This is a genomic window from Ramlibacter sp., assembly GCF_013697775.1.
GTDB lineage: Bacteria > Pseudomonadota > Gammaproteobacteria > Burkholderiales > Burkholderiaceae_C > Ramlibacter.
This window is the reverse complement of record NZ_JACCWG010000299.1, coordinates 1-14,752: the sequence shown is the minus strand read 5'-3', so window position 1 is coordinate 14,752 and position 14,752 is coordinate 1. Positions and strand designations below refer to the sequence as shown.

At 69.0% G+C, this 14,752-nt stretch carries 13 protein-coding genes; 8 read left to right on the top strand and 5 right to left on the bottom strand.

The genetic code is table 11. The annotated features are described in order from the left end of the window. A partial coding sequence (locus H0U68_RS15105; protein ID WP_296356989.1) for a glucoamylase family protein occupies positions 1-5,604 on the bottom strand: 5,604 nt, incomplete at its 3' end. 59 nt (positions 5,605-5,663) lie between these two features. Next, a complete protein-coding gene (locus H0U68_RS15100) occupies positions 5,664-5,894 on the bottom strand; it encodes a hypothetical protein (protein WP_296356987.1) in 231 nt (76 codons plus the stop codon). A 302-nt stretch (positions 5,895-6,196) separates the two neighbouring features. Between H0U68_RS15100 and H0U68_RS15095 the strand changes: the two genes are divergently transcribed. From H0U68_RS15095 to H0U68_RS15085, 3 genes are read left to right on the top strand one after another with little or no spacing between them, the layout of a single operon-like run. After that, positions 6,197-6,622: a hypothetical protein gene (locus tag H0U68_RS15095; protein ID WP_296356985.1), complete on the top strand. Its 426-nt coding sequence runs from the start codon at positions 6,197-6,199 to the stop codon at positions 6,620-6,622. Next, positions 6,553-7,266 carry an MASE4 domain-containing protein gene (locus H0U68_RS15090; RefSeq protein WP_296356983.1) on the top strand — a complete coding sequence of 238 codons (714 nt, stop codon included), beginning with the start codon at positions 6,553-6,555 and terminating at the stop codon, positions 7,264-7,266. The genes H0U68_RS15095 and H0U68_RS15090 overlap by 70 nt, the downstream gene beginning before the upstream one ends. Then, on the top strand, positions 7,263-7,862 hold the full coding sequence (locus H0U68_RS15085) for a HAMP domain-containing sensor histidine kinase (RefSeq protein ID WP_296356981.1): 600 nt from the start codon (positions 7,263-7,265) through the stop codon (positions 7,860-7,862). Before H0U68_RS15090 ends, H0U68_RS15085 begins: the two co-directional genes overlap by 4 nt. Here H0U68_RS15085 and H0U68_RS15080 read toward each other — a convergent pair. The 3 genes from H0U68_RS15080 to H0U68_RS15070 all read right to left on the bottom strand — a co-directional run bounded on the left by H0U68_RS15080 (position 7,855) and on the right by H0U68_RS15070 (position 10,043). Further along, a complete protein-coding gene (locus tag H0U68_RS15080) occupies positions 7,855-8,229 on the bottom strand; it encodes a hypothetical protein (protein ID WP_296356979.1) in 375 nt (124 codons plus the stop codon). The two genes, H0U68_RS15085 and H0U68_RS15080, sit on opposite strands and share 8 nt — an antisense overlap. Before the next feature lie 124 nt (positions 8,230-8,353). Further along, positions 8,354-9,424 carry an ABC transporter substrate-binding protein gene (locus H0U68_RS15075; protein WP_296356978.1) on the bottom strand — a complete coding sequence of 357 codons (1,071 nt, stop codon included), beginning with the start codon at positions 9,422-9,424 and terminating at the stop codon, positions 8,354-8,356. A 37-nt stretch (positions 9,425-9,461) separates the two neighbouring features. After that, positions 9,462-10,043, bottom strand: a complete 582-nt coding sequence (locus tag H0U68_RS15070) for a hypothetical protein (protein ID WP_296356976.1) — start codon at positions 10,041-10,043, stop codon at positions 9,462-9,464. A gap of 258 nt (positions 10,044-10,301) precedes the next feature. Here H0U68_RS15070 and H0U68_RS15065 point away from each other — a divergent pair, with 258 nt between their 5' ends. The 5 genes from H0U68_RS15065 to H0U68_RS15045 all read left to right on the top strand — a co-directional run bounded on the left by H0U68_RS15065 (position 10,302) and on the right by H0U68_RS15045 (position 14,579). Beyond that, positions 10,302-11,498: a PLP-dependent aminotransferase family protein gene (locus H0U68_RS15065; protein ID WP_296356974.1), complete on the top strand. Its 1,197-nt coding sequence runs from the start codon at positions 10,302-10,304 to the stop codon at positions 11,496-11,498. 1 nt (position 11,499) lies between these two features. Continuing rightward, positions 11,500-12,450, top strand: coding sequence for a diiron oxygenase (locus tag H0U68_RS15060; RefSeq protein WP_296356972.1), 951 nt, complete (start codon positions 11,500-11,502; stop codon positions 12,448-12,450). 6 nt (positions 12,451-12,456) lie between these two features. Next, positions 12,457-12,876 carry a hotdog domain-containing protein gene (locus tag H0U68_RS15055; RefSeq protein WP_296356970.1) on the top strand — a complete coding sequence of 140 codons (420 nt, stop codon included), beginning with the start codon at positions 12,457-12,459 and terminating at the stop codon, positions 12,874-12,876. 72 nt (positions 12,877-12,948) lie between these two features. Then, positions 12,949-13,884, top strand: a complete 936-nt coding sequence (locus tag H0U68_RS15050; protein WP_296356969.1) for a DMT family transporter — start codon at positions 12,949-12,951, stop codon at positions 13,882-13,884. Then, complete coding sequence (locus H0U68_RS15045) at positions 13,881-14,579, top strand: phenylalanine--tRNA ligase beta subunit-related protein (protein ID WP_296356967.1); 699 nt, start codon at positions 13,881-13,883, stop codon at positions 14,577-14,579. The genes H0U68_RS15050 and H0U68_RS15045 overlap by 4 nt, the downstream gene beginning before the upstream one ends. Positions 14,580-14,752: the final 173 nt, after the last annotated feature.

Sequence of the window (14,752 nt, the reverse complement as noted above, 5' to 3'; positions counted from 1 at the left end):
CGCCCACAGCGCGCGCCGGGCCGCCGCCTGCGCCTCCAGCGGGCGGCCGTCGGCGGTGAGGATCACCCGCGCCAGGCCGGCCAGGGCCGCCGCCTCGGAAACCGAGACCTCCTGGCTGCGCAGCAGGAAGAAGCCGGCTTCCCCGCTGCCCGGAAAGCTGTTGCGCACCGCTTGCAGCAGTCGGTCGCGCAACGCCAGGATGTCGCGCTGCAGCGGCATCAGGTAGGAATTGGGCTCGCTGTTGAGGACCACCATGTCCACCGGCAGTCCGCCGAAGGTCCACCAGGGCTGCGCCCGCAGCAGCGAACGCAGCAGTGGGATGCCGTCGGCGGAATGGATGCGCACCAGCAGGATCGGCTTGTCGCCCGACAAGCCGAAGCGCCAGAGCTGCCGCTGGTCGATCGCACCGCTTTCCGGCGCGGCACGGGGCGCGCTGTACATCAGCGCGGTCGTGAAGTCCTGCAGCGCGATGTTCTCGCCGGGCGACAGCCCCAGGTCGCGCAGCCGCACCTGCGCCAGCGTGGCCGCCATGCGCACCGCGCGCTCCACGTGCATCGGCTGCCGGTAGCTGTCGATGCGCGCGCCCAGCTCGGCGGCCTGCGGCGCCGCTGTGGTGGCGAAGGTCAGGCGCGCCATCGCGCCCGGCGCCAGCCGCACCCGCACGCGCAGGCAGGCCACCGGGTCCAGGCCGTTCACGGGCGCGCCCTCGCCGTCCATGCGCTGGGCGGCGAGCGCCGGATCCGCGACCGCCCGGTTGCGCCCGCGAAACGCGCGGCGGTCGGTGATGCAGTCCACCGAAACCAGCTCGCCGTCCACGCCGGCCAGGAAATGCGCGGCGGCGATTTCGGGGTCGCCTTGCAGGCGCGCCCTGCGCGTCATGACCAGGGCGCGCGCCTGGGGCTGCCAGCTGGAGTGGATGAACAGGTTGGAGAACGCGGGGTGCGCCTCGTCGGCCGCGGCGGCCGCCAGCACGGGCTCGAAGCTGGACACCAGCTCGCAGGTGAAGGTGCTCTTGCCGGTGTTGCGCAAGGTCACGACGCGCAGCTCGGTGTCGTCTTCCGGGCTGACCAGCACCGTGACGCCGCAGGCCAGGTCGTCTCCCTGCGCGTCGAACTCGACCCGGTCGGCCATGAAGCGCGCCTGGTAGCGCCAGTTGGCCCCGGGAGCAGGACTGGAGGTGAGCGACACCGGCACGGGGCGCTGCGCGCGCACCACGTAGAAGAAGCTGCCGAAGTCGTCGCTCAGCAGGTCGTCGCGCCAGCGGGTGATGTTCTGCCCCTGCCAGCGGCTCACACCCGCGCCGTTCGGACGCAGGGCCACGCTGTAGCGGCCGTTGGACAGCAGGTGCGTCGGCTTCCACCCACGGGTGGCGGGCTCGACCTTGCGGGCCTGGAACAGCGGCGCCTGCGCGCTGCTGCCGGGTGCGGGCGGCCGCCGGGGGTCGGCGCTCTCCACGATCTGCCGGGGCGTGCTCTCGTGCAGCAGCACTTCGTGCGCCGCGACTATGGCGTCGGCCGACAGCCAGCGCCGCGGCGCGCCGTCGCACAGCACGTCGCACAGCGCGGCAAGCGCCATGCCCTGATGGTGCGCCATGAAGGTTTCGACGACGCTGTAATGCTGGCTTGCCGGCTGGCGCGACGCGGTGAAGTCCAGGGCCTCGAACATGCCGAGTTCGCCGCGCGCCCCGAGCTCCTGCAGCCGCTGCAGGTTGGCCGCGGATTCGTGCGGCTCGAACATGGTCGCCAGCAGCGTGGCGTACGGCGCGACCACATGCTCGGCCAGCGGGGTGCGGCGCAGCGCCAGCCGCGGCGCGCCGAAGGGCCCGTACTGGAAGGCCAGGGAATGGTCCTGCGCGAAATAGGCCGATTCCGAAATGCCCCAGGGCAGCCCGAGCGCGTCGCCGCAGGCGCGCTGTTCGGCAACCGCGGCGCAGGCGGCGGAATGCAGCAGGCCGTCGACCGGCTCGGGCAGCAGCAGCGAAGGCATCAGGTACTCGAACATCGAGCCGGACCACGACTTCAGTCCCGCCGCGACGCCCACCGACAGGAACGGCCGGCCCAACGCGGACCAATGCCGGCGCGGCACGTCGCCCTTGGCGATCGCCAGCAGGCTGGTCAGCCGCGATTCGGACGCGAGCAGGTCGTAGTAGCTGGCGTCCAGCGCCTGTTCCTGAACGCGCAGGCCGATGTGGAACAGGTGCCGCTTGCCGTCGTAGAGGCAGCGAAAGTCCATTCCCATGGCCAGTTCGCGCGAACGGTCCGCCAGCACCAGCAATGCGGCCCGCACATCGCCGCCGTCCGTGCCCGCGCGCGCCAGCGCACGGCACGCCTGCGCCGCCGTCAGCAGCAGGCCGGCGAGGTTGCCGCTGTCCACGGTGGACACGTAGGCGGGCGGCAGGATCTCCAGGGTCCGGGTGTCGTACCAGTTCAGCAGGTGCCCGCGATGGCGGGGCAGCCGGTCGATGGTGTCGAGCGTCGCCTGCAGGCGCGCGGTCAGCTCGCCGGTACTGATCCAGCCGAATTCGCGGGCGCAGCAGACCGCCACCAGGTACAGGCCGATGTTGGTGGGCGAGGTGCGGTGCGCCACCGTCGGCTCCGGCACCAGCTGCAGGTTGTCCGCAGGCAGGTGGTTGTCCTCGGCGCCGACGGTGCGCTCGAAGAAGCGCCACGTGTCGCGCGCCAGCTCCTGCAGGTACAGCCGGTCGCGCTCGCGCAGGTCCGCCAGCGGCGTGCGTCCCTGGGGGACCGCCGACCACCAGGCCACCAGCGGCGAGCAGGCCCACAGCGAGAACAGGAGGACGCCGGCCACCGGGTGCCGGCCCCACAGCGACGCGATCGCGAGCGCGGCGCACAGCAGCGAGGCGAACCCGTGCTGCCGCAGGAAGGCCGGCAGGTGGTCGCGCGCGCTGGCCTGCGCCTGCTGCGCCGTCGTCCATTCCAGCAGCTTGCGCCGGCTGGCGGCCATGCGCCAGAGCGAGCGTGCAATCGCGCCCGACAGGAGCACGGCCTGCGCCGCCAGCTGGCTGAACTGCCAGGCCGAGGCGGCCAGCGCGCGCAGCAGCTGCGCCCTGCCGACATGGAAGAAGTGGCGCCAGGCGATGCCGCCGCGCGTGGGCACCAGCCCCGCCAGCGCGCCCAGCAACGGACCCGCCAGCAGTGCGCCGAAGACCATCACGATCGCGCTCACCGGATCGAGCGATCCCTCGAACACCGACAGCCCGAGCAGCACCGCGCACGCGGGCAGCACGAGCGAGCGGCGCAGGTTGTCGCCCATCTTCCACAGTCCGAGCGCGTCGATGCCGTAAGTCCGCGCCCTGAGGATCACCGGCAGCAACTGCCAGTCGCCCCGCGTCCAGCGATGCAGGCGCGACGCCGCCACGCCGGGGTGCTGCGGAAACTCCTCGACCAGCGAGACGTTGCTGACGTAGCCGCACCGGGCGATCGCCCCTTCGAGCAGGTCGTGGCTCAGCACCGATTCGCCGGGCAGCCGGCCGTCGAGCACAGCATGGCAGGCCTGCACGTTCAGCAGGCCCTTGCCGCTGAAGCTGGCGGTGCCGAACAGGTCCTGGTAGACGTCCGAGACCGCGCTGTTGTACGGGTCGATGCCGGCCTGGCCGGCGAACAGCCGGTGAAAGCGCGTGTTCCTGCCGTCGGGCGTCAGCGGCGTGACCAGCTGCGGCTGCAGGATGCCGTACCCGGCCACGACGCGGCGGCTGGCGGGGTCGACGCGCGGCGCATTCAGCGGATGGTCGGCCACGGCCACCAGCTCGCGCAGCGCCCCTGGTGGCAAGCCGGTGTCGCTGTCGAGCGTCAGCACGAACCGTATGCCCTGCTGCAGGCGCAGCGCCGGCGCCAGCGGCTCCAGGCCTTCCCACCCACCGGTTGCCAGCGCCCGCACCAGCAGCTCCAGCTTGCCACGCTTGCGCTCCCATCCCAGCCAGCACCGCTGGGTTTCGCACCAGCGCCGAGGCCGGTGAATCAGCAGGAAGCGCGGCGGCGCGCCCTCGCCGGCGGGCAGGCGCGCGTTGAGCGCATCCACCTGCGCCAGCGCATCGGCCAGCAATGGCGCGTCGGTCTGCAGGGTGGCCGCATCGGCATCGGTCCAGTCGGTCAGGAGCGCGAACTGGGCGTGCTGCTCACGGTTGGCGAGCCAGTGGCGCTCCAGCTGCCCGAGCAGCGAGCGGGTCGACGCCGGGGCCGTCAGCATCGCCGGGATCACCACCAGAACGGCGCTTGCCGCCGGGATGCCTTCTGCCAGTTCCAGCCCCGGCAGCAGCTGCACTTTCACCGATTCGGCCAGCAGCCGGTGCACCAGCGAGGCGGCCGCTTCGCTCGCCGGCCAGGCGAGCAGGAACAGGAACACGGCGCCTGCCGCGCCCTGCAGGTCCAGCCGGCGCGAGGCCAGCAGGAGCAGGACGATGGTGCCCAGCGCGATGGCGCCGATGTACAGCGGCAGGCGCAGGTTCCTGGCCTTGGTCCGGCCTGCGGGAAGGCCCAGCGAGGCCGCCAGGGCGTCCCTGCCCTCGCCGATCAGGTAATAGCCGGCCGTGCGTTCCACGGCGGGCCCGGTGCTGGCCTGCGCGATCGCCACCGCAGCTTGCGCGACCTGCAGTTCGGGCTTGCGGCTCTGGCGCGCGAGCTGCTCCATCGCGCGCGTGATCTGCTGGCGCGTGGCCTCGCTTTCGTGCGCGAAACTGGGGAGCTGGCGCAGTGCCTGCAGCGACCGGCTCACCGGCTCGATCAGCTCCACCCAGTCCAGCTGCCCGATCAGCCGCAGCGTGGTGATGATGTTGCCCACCGTGAGGTTGGCCGTGACCTGGGCGCTTTGGCTCTCCATCACCAGGGCCGGCCCGTCGGGACAGTTCTTCTCCATCCACTTCGCCAGGCCCGACGAACTCTCGGCGCCGTCGGCCGGCACCCGCTGCCACAGCTGCGCCAGCCAAGCCCGCCGCAGGCCGACGCGCGTGACCTGGGCATCGAGCAGGTCGAGCTGGGCCTCGGTCACGCTGGCGGCGAGGTCGCCAACGGCGTGCGCGAGCTCGCGCGCCACCTTGCCCGACGCGATCTCGTCCGCCATCCGGCGCAGGTTCTCCAGCAGCACCACGCGCAGCGTGGTGGGCAATGCCCAGAGTTCGGCAAGGCGCAATTCGCTCACCTCCTGGTAGGCGTTCAGGAACGCCTCCAGGATTTCGGGGTCGAGCACGCTGTCGGTGTGGGCGACATACGCCCAGGCAATGCCGTACACACGCGGCAGGCCGGCCAGCGGCGCCTGCGCGAGCTTCGGCAATTCGGCGTAGTAGCGGGCTGGCACGCCTTCGCGGATCTGTTCGAGCTGCGCCTCGACCAGGTGGAAGTTGTCCAGCAGCCAGTCGGCCGCGGGGGTGACGTAGTGGCCGCTGCTGGAGGTGATCGCGACCTGGTCGTAGGCCCGGCGCAGCGCCTTCAGGTTCTGTTCGAGCCGCGGAAAGAACGCCGGGCCGCGCCGGCCACCGTCCTCCTGGACCACCTGCGCGGCGGCCAGGCTGCGGCCGTGCTCCCCGAAGCGCTGCAGGCCGAACAGCTCCGCGCGAATGGGCGGCTCGATTCCGCCCGCGGATTGCAGCACGTCGCGTGCATACGGCGTGAGGGCTTCCAGCCAGTCGATGCCGGCGCGATCCGCGGTTTTCAGGTGAAGTACAGCAGCAGCGCCAGACCCGCGGCGCCGAGCAGCGCGCCGGTGCTGACGATGCGCGACGTAACCAGCACGCGCAGCACGCCGCCGCCCGAACGCAGCGAAAAGAAATGGCCTTGCGACTGCTTGCAGGCGTCCATGTGCGACGCCAGTGCCGCCATGTCGGTGGAGACGAACGTGCCGCGGTCTTCAGGCAAGGGTGCCTGTGCGCTCGTGCTGATCATGTTGGGCTTCCGGTGCTTGCGCCGGACGGTTCCACAGCTGATTGTCCGTCTCGGGGCGAAAGGCGCATCTTGCGCCTGTTTGGACCAGGCCGCCTCGGGCGGCGTGTTTCAAGGGGTGCCTACGGGCCGCCCCCGCCTCGTCACCTCTTTGTAAATTTAGAACTCAAGCAGCAAATCAGGGTCCTAGAATGAATCCTGCCTCGAATGACGGTCAGCTTGCTTCGTGCTCGAGCTGGCGCGCAAGTCAACGTACTTGCGCATGGTTCCAAGTTGTCGCACCTCTGGCAACAGGTTGCGTCCACGTGTCTGCTTTTCAATTCGATGCCCGCGGGCACCTGTTCGGGCCCGCCCCGTCCTTTCCCTTGGCGGCAGGGGGAGCCCTGCGCAACAGCACTCCGGTGCAGCGCCGGTGGGCCCTCGTCGTCTGCGTGGTATTGCTGGTCGGCACGGCGTTCCTGTCGCCCTTCGCCAGCGTGCCCCTGCCCAAAATCCCAGGATTTTTTGCCATCTACCAGACCGCAGCCATTGCGACGTGTCTTCTGACGGCTTTCCTGATGTACGGCCACTTCCGGGCGGTGCGCGAAGTGGCCTTGCTGCACCTGAGTGCAGGCTACCTCTACACCGCCGCGGTGCTTGTCATGCAGCTCGCGTCGAGGACGTGCGCCTGGCCGGCGGCCCCCAAACGACGATCTGGCTCTGGTTTTTCTGGCACTTCGTTCCCGCACTGAGCGTGCTTCATCTCGCACTCGCAAAAAGCAGCTTCCTTTTGTCCGCCAGGCACCAGAGGCAAGCGGTGGTGAAGACGGCCGTGTGGCTTGCGCTCGCCCTGGCGGCAACCAGCGCAATGGTGCTTGTCTACCATACGGCGCTGCCCGTTCTGGACGTTGGCGGGGACTACCGCCGCATCATCAGCATGGGGCTGGCTCCGGGCATCGAACTCCTGCTTCTGGCGACACTGGCCGTGTTGTGGAAGATGAGCGGCTTTCGCAAGACCTTGCATGTGTGGCTCGGCATTCTCGTGGTTGCGCTCATCTGCGACAACGCCCTGACCATGCTGGCCGGGCACCGGGACAATTTCGGATGGTACGCAGGAAGAGCTGGTGCGTTGTTTGGATTCTCGGTCCTCGCGGTCGTCTACCTTTTGGAGATCAATGGCGCTTACCTGCAGAACATCAGCGAACTTGCGCTCTCCAATTCACGGCTCGACCTCGATTTCCAGCAGAGCAAGAGGCATGCGGACGAACTGGTGCAGGCCGACATTCGCAAGGACGAGTTTTTGCTGATGCTGGCCCACGAGCTGCGCAACCCGCTCGCGCCAATGAGTGCGGCGGCACACCTGCTATCGGTCGGCTACTCGGACGAAAACTCGTGAAGAGCACGAGCAGGATGCTCAATCGCCAGGTCGCGCAAATGAGCGGTCTCGTGGAAGATTTGCTGGACGCTGCGCGGTTGTCCCGCGATGTGGTCGAGATCAAGAAGATGCATGTGGACGTCAAGCAGGTTTTCAGCCAGTCGGTTGAACAGGCGCGGCCGCTGCTGACCGAAAAAGGCCACGAACTCAACATCCGGGTTCCGGAAAAAAGCCTGTTCGTGACCGGCGACCACCAGCGGCTGGTCCAGGTCGTGACCAACCTGCTGATCAATTCCGCGAAATACACGGAGCCCGGCGGACACATCCTCCTGAAACTCCAGGCGGCAGGCAGCGACGTCGTCATCACCGTGGCGGACAATGGCATCGGCATGCCGCCGGCGCTAATCGCCCGGGCCTTCAGATTGTTCACGCAGGGCCAGCCCACTGCAGCGCGTTCGCAAGGCGGCTTGGGCGTCGGCCTGGCGCTTGTCAAGCGCTTGGTCGAGCTACACGGCGGTCAAGTACGTGCAACCAGCGACGGCGCTGGCATGGGCACCGAAGTGGTTATCTCGCTGCCCGGAATTCGCACGGGCGCAGATGGCCGGCTGTTCAGTTAGGTCCGCCGGCTTTCATCATGGCTTCGATGTCGGCCATGGGCACCATGCCGTTCTTGGTCTTCATCTTGCTCCACATCATGTTGTGATGGGCCTGCCATTCCTTTTTGGAGATCATGCCGTCGCCATTGGCGTCCATGCCCTTCATCCCCATGCCCATTTCCGTGGAACTGGTGCTTCCCATCCCCGAAGCCATCGGCATCGCGCCCGTCTTGGCCTGGGTCTTCATCTCAGCCTTGGCGGCGGCCGCGCCACCCGATGCGGTGGGATTTGCTTCCCCCGACGGACGGGGAACGACGCCGGCGGGCGCTTGTGCGAAGGCGGTGGCGCAGGCCACCGTTGCGAGGGCCAGAATGATCGAATTTTTCAATGGAATGCTTTCTATGGAAGGGCAGATTAACCCTCTCCCATTTACGCATGGCGGGACTGGCGCTCGCGTCAGGGAAACTCGCTTTCGCCGGTCAAGCTGAGTCGCTCTTCAGCGCTTGATCGTTTCAGCCGGCGTGAAGGACCCGGAAACGATCCGGGTCCGCCGGATTCCGATCCACCACCTGCACCGGCGCCCACGCCCATTGCCACACGCCGATGCCCGGCACGCGCGACAAGCGGATGGAGCCGCGGGTGCCCTCCACTGCCAGGTGCGGCCAGGACTGCGCGATGCGCGCCCGGTCCGTGCCGTGCGAACGCAGGATGTCCGCGAGAACGGCGATCGTGTCGTAGCCCTCGAAAGCAACGAAGGACGGTGACTGGGCCAGCTGCCCGCGCAGCGCGGCCTCGACCCGGACGCCCAGGGGACTGAGATGTTCGGGCAGGTAGCGCAGGAAGGGAATCGCGGCGCCGTCGGCGCCCAGCAGCGTTGCCCATGACGGGAGTTCCGGCGGGCCCGCCGGAGCGCCCATCATGATGCCGGCAAGCCGCTTGTCTTGGCGGACGGCCTTGACGATGGGCACCGCCGGCTCGGGGTGGCCGACCAGGAGAAGAAGGGCCGTTGCGCCGCTGCCGGCGAGCTGGTCGCACAGCTGCGCTGGCGTGAGCGTAGCCATGTCGAATTCGGTGACCGTGCCGCCGCGCGATGCGAGGTGCTCCCGCAGGATGCGGGCGCCCGAGGCCCAGTACACGCTCGGCTGGGTGGCGGCGGCGATCCGGCTGTGGCCCGCGCCGAACAGGAAGTCCGCGTAGATCCGCCAGCCGTGCGACTGTGCCGGCGCGAGCCGCGCGACCCATTGCGTCGGCTGTTCGGTCAGCGCATCGAGCACCGCCGACGAACAGAGAAAGGGCAGCCCGAGCGCGTCGGCCCTGGCGGCCACGGCGCGCGCGACCACGCTGTGGTACTCCCCGGCCAGCGCAACCACGCCCAGGCTAGCCAGTTCGTCGACGGCGGCCACGGCCTTCTGCGGATCGGCCGCGGTGTCCCGCACCACGAGTGCGAGCGGCGTTCCGCCGATACCGCCGGCGTCATTGACGTCGCGAACGGCCAGCTCGAGTCCGGCAAGCAGGTGTTGGCCGGCTTCGGTCCAGCCGGGCCGGGTGAGCGGAACGAGAGCGCCGATCTGGTGAAGTGCCATGGAGGCGGATCATATCGAGCGCATCGCGGCAGTTTTTTCAGCCGATGACGATCTTGCGGATCTTGCGGCTGCCCATGTCGGCCACGTACAGCGCGCCCTGCGCGTCGAACACCAGGCCCGCCGGCATGCTGAAGGTCGCCGTGGACGCGTCGCCATCGGCACCGCCCGAATGGCCGGTGCCCGCGAAGACGATCGTCTCGCCTGCCGGCGTCATTTTCAGGATGCGGTTGCCGTAGCTGTCGGCGACATAGCGGTTGCCGTTGCCGTCGGTGGCCTCGTTGGCCGGCAGCGGAAACGCGAGCGGGTCTTGCGCCGGCGTGGTGACGCTGCCGTTGGCGATGAGGCGGGTCAGGTTGCTGTTGCCGTAGTCGGCGACATGGATGTTCGATTCGGCGTCGATCGCCACCGCATGCGGCATCGAGAACTGCGCGGCCTGCGCCGATCCGTCCACGTTGCCGGACTCGCCCGTGCCGGCCACCGTGGTCACGCACACGCTGCCGGCGACGCAGGCCCTGGCCATCGGCGCGGCTGGAGCAGCGTCGCCGTCTCCGCCGCAGCCGGCGATCAGCACGCCGGACAGGCAGGCGGCGGCGCGGAGAATGACATCAAGCTTGTTCATCGTTCACCCTTCTTCCCTGGCGGGTTGGCCCGGACACACCGTTGTCAGGGAAGCGGTCATCCGACATGCACAGACACGTTCGAGCGTACGCCAGTGCACGCCGGGTTGCGAGCTGAACAGTTCTGGCGTTTTTGCAACGCGAGCGCAGGCACATGCGCATCCCGCAAGCACCGCATGCCTCGTTATGCCGGAACCGAGCTAAGGAATTCCGCAGGGGATCGCGCATAGGCTTGCAGTCCACCAGAGCGAGAGATCCCCATGAAACTGAACGACTCCCAGCTGGCCACGCCCTGGACGCTGGCCCGGCGCATGGACCGGATGAACTTCTCCGCCATCCGCGAGCTGCTGAAGCTCTCGGATCGCCCCGGCATCATCAGCTTCGCCGGCGGGCTGCCCTCGCCCAAGGCGTTTCCGGTGGAAGAGATCGCCGCGGCGTGCGCCAAGGTGCTGCGCGACGACGCCAGCTCCGCGCTGCAGTACGCATCGACCGAGGGCTTCCTGCCGCTGCGCGAGGCCGTGACCCGGATGCTGCCGTGGCCGGTCGATCCGGCCCAGGTGCTGATCACCAACGGCTCGCAGCAGGCGCTCGACCTGGTCGCCAAGATGCTCATCGACCCGGGCAGCAAACTGCTGGTGGAGATGCCCACCTACCTGGGCGCGCTGCAGTCCTTCGCGCCGCTGGAGCCGGAGGTCGTGGCCGTGGGCAACGACGCGGACGGCGTGGACCTCGACGACCTGTCGCGCAAGGCGCCGGGCGCGCGCTTCTTCTATGTCCTGCCCAACTTCCAGAACCCGACCGGCAAGACCATGGGCGAGGCCAAGCGCACCGAGCTGATCGCCCGCACGGCCGAAGCCGGCCTGCCGCTCCTGGAGGACAACCCGTACGGCGACGTGTGGTTCGACACGCCGCCGCCGCCGCCGCTGGCGGCGCGCAACCCGGACAATGTGCTCTACATGGGCTCGTTCTCCAAGGTGCTGTCGCCCGGCATCCGGATGGGCTTCCTGGTCTCGCCGCCGGCGGTGAGCGCCAAGCTGGTCCAGCTGAAGCAGGCGTCCGACGTGCACTCGCCGATCTTCAACCAGCGCATGGTCGCCGAGGTCATCAAGGACGGCTTCCTGGACCGCCACGTGCCCAAGATCCGCGCCCTGTACAAGGCGCAGCGCGATGCCATGCTGGCCGCGCTCGAGCGCGAGCTGGGCGGCCTGGGCGCGAGCTGGAACAAGCCCGACGGCGGCATGTTCCTGTGGGTGCGGCTGCCCGAGGGCGTGGACGCGTCGGCGCTGCTGCCCAAGGCGGTGGACAACGGCGTGGCCTTCGTGCCCGGCGCGCCGTTCTATGCAAGCGACCCCGACCCGCGCGCCATGCGGCTGTCGTTCGTGACCGCCTCGGTGGCGCAGATCGACACCGGCATCGCGGCGCTGGGCGCCACCCTGCGCCAGGTGCTGGCGCGCTGAAATGGCCGCAACCGCTGCGGTCCCGGACGCCCAGGCGGCCACCTTGAAACTGATGGAGGCCTTCTCGCGCAGCTGGAGCGACCGGGTCGCCGTGCGCAAGGAGCGGCTCGACCTCACGCAGTACTACGACAAGAGCATCCCCGATTTCCCGATCGAGATCATTCCGTTCGCGCGCGATCCCGAATTCACCGGCGTGGTGGAGCAGGCGGGAACCGAAGCCAGGCTGCGCTACCTGGCCGCGACATGGATCGCCTATAACGAGCGGGTGATCTTCGTCGAGGACGACCTCGTGCAGCCGCTGTGCGGACTGCTGCGCAAGCACGCCCTTCCCGGCGTGCTCGATGCGCGGGTGCAGGAGGTGGTGGCGCAGGTGCAGGTGGATGAGCAGTTCCACACGCTGATGTGCCTGGAGGTCTGCAACAGCGCGCGCGAGCGCCACCAGCTGCACGGCTACGTGCTGCCCGAGCCCTTGCTGGCGCGCAGGATGAAGGCCCGCCTGGCCGCGCACGGCACGCCGCACGACCACGCCCTGATCCGCATGGCCTATGCCGCGATCTCGGAAGCGACCATTCACGAATACCTGCGGCTGCTCTCCAGCAACGAGACCATCCAGCCCGTCAACCGCATGCACACCGAAATGCACCGGCGCGACGAGAGCGCCCACGGCCCCGTGTTCATCGAACTCACGCGCTCCGTTTTCCGCGGACTGGATGCCGGTGCGCAAGGCAGGTTCCTGGTGTTCTTCACCGATGCGCTGCGCGACTCCACCGAGATCGATATCGGGTTCTGGGCGTCGACGCTGCCCTACCTGCAGCAGCGCGACTGGAACCCGTTCGTCGACCGGATCACGCAGGAGCTGAGCGGCAAACGGATCCGACGCGACTATGGCGTGCTGGTGCCGCTGCTGGACGACCTGGGCATCCGCGACAAGATCGAGTTCTCTTTTTCCTGAGGCGCGATGACGGCCAAGCATGTCCTGCGCTACAGCGTGTGCTACCCGGACACCGACTCGGGCGGCGTCGTCAACCACGGGCGCTACATCGACATGGCCGAGCGGGCGCGGCACGACCTGCTCAAACAGGCCGGCCTGTCGTACGCGTTGCTGCGCACCGAGCACGCAACGCTGCTCGTCGTGCACAAGCTCAGCGTCACCTACCACGCGCCCGGCGTGCTGGAAGACGACCTCGACATCGGCACCGAGCTGACGCTCTGCAGCGCGGCGCGGACCACCTGGCTCACCACCATCCGGCGCGGCACGGCCTTGCTGGCCACGGTGCAGGCGGAACTTGCCGCGCTGAACGCCGGCAGCAAGACCGTGCGCCAGCATCCCGACATCCTCCTGGGCAAGCTCGCCGTGTTCTGCAACCGGGATTCCTGAGCGGCCAAGCGGCATGCGTGGGCGGCATGCGCACGGACCTACACTGGGCCGCGCAAAGGGAGGCACGACACGATGACATCCAGAACCGATCCGGTCGCGGTGCCGGTCCATGCGTCGGCCGCCGCGCGCCGCGACAGGCTCATGGGCCTGCTGTGCGCGCTGGTGGTGGTAGCCCTGTTCTCCGGCTTCACGCTGGTGTCCCGCCTCGGGTTCTCCTCGGCGCTGAAGCTGCCCGACGTCGCTGCATTGCGCTTCGGCATCGGCGGGCTGCTGCTGCTGCCGGTGCTGCTGAACAAGCGCCTGGGCGCAGTCACCTGGCCGCAGGCGGCCGTGCTGGCCTTCTTCGGCGGCCTCGGGTTCGCCCTGTTCGCCTACGGGGGCTTCCTGCTGGCGCCGGCCAGCCACGGCGCCGTTCTCCTGCACGGAACGCTGCCGCTCTTCACCTTCGTGGCCGTGCGCCTGTCGCCGTTGTTCCTGAAGAGCCCGCCCGCAGGCGGCGCCCCGCGCTTCAGCCCGGGGCTGGCCATGATCCTGGCCGGCATCGTGGCCATGTCCTGGGACAGCTGGGCAAGTGCCACCCCGCGGCAGCTGGCGGGCGACGGCTGCCTGCTGCTGGCGTCGATCTCCTGGTCCACCTACGGCGTCATCGTCAAGCGGCTGAAGATCGCGCCGGCGCACGCAGCCTCCATCGTCGCCGTGCTCTCGATGGCGGTCTACCTTCCGGTGTACTTCTTCCTGCCCGGCAAGGCGCTGGCCGCCGCGGCCTGGCACGACATCCTGATCCAGGCGGTGTTCCAGGGCGTCTTTTTGGGCGTCGTGTCGATCTTCGTCTACACGCGGGCGGTGGCCCTGCTCGGCGCGCAGGAGACGGCGTTGTTCACCGCGGCGGTGCCCTGCATCACGACCGGGCTGGCCGTCGTGCTCCTTGGCGAAATCCCGACGGCCGCGGCGCTGGTCGGCGTTGCCATCGTCACGGCCGGTATGGTGGTGGCCATGAGGAAAACATGATCGACATCCGTATCCATGAGGACGTTCTCGGCCTCTTTCCCGCGACGAAGGTGTTCGGCCTGCAAGTGAAGGGCGCGGCTGGCGCAGCGCTTGCCGGGTTGGCCGCCCTGCGGCTCGATGCATCCATTGCCCACCTGCGCCAGGCCGTGCCGACCAACGAGGCGCTGGTGGCGCTGCCGGTGATCGCCCAGTGGCGCGAGGCCTACAAGGCCATGGGCGTGAAGGCCTCGGCCTACCGCTGCAGCGTCGAGGCGCTGGCCCGGCGCGCGATCGCCGGCAAGCCGCTGCACACGGGCGTCGCCGCGGTGGACCTGTACAACGCCGCGTCGCTGCGCCACATGGCCTGCCTGGGCGCCTACGACATGCGCAGGCTGGCGGATGCTCCGCTGGAACTGAGGTTCTGCCGACCCGAAACGGATCGTTTCTCGCCGCTCGGGGGTAAGGCGCAAGACATGCCGCTGCGGCCCGGGCTGGTGGTGTATGCGCAGCAGGACGAGGTGTTGTGCTGGGCGCTGAACCACCGGGACAGCGAGAAGACCGGCCTGCGCCCGGACAGCACCGACATCGTTTTCATGGCCGAAGCCGTCACGCCCGAACAGGCCGAGTGCGCGCGGCAAGCGCTCGATGCGCTGCGCGGCGACGCCAGGCAGCTTGGCCTGGACGCGTCGGACGTGCAGGAAGCCGCCAACCCTTGAGGTGCGGCAGAGCGCCCAAGCCGCCCGGGCCGCGGCAGCCCATGCATCTCATGCCAGCACGATGGCCGTGTTCTGGCTGATCGTCTCGGCCATCAAGCGCGCAGAGTTCCCTTTCATGATCCCGTAGTGGTCCGCATCCAGCGCATGCCAGCCGGCCATGCGCGGCAGCAGGG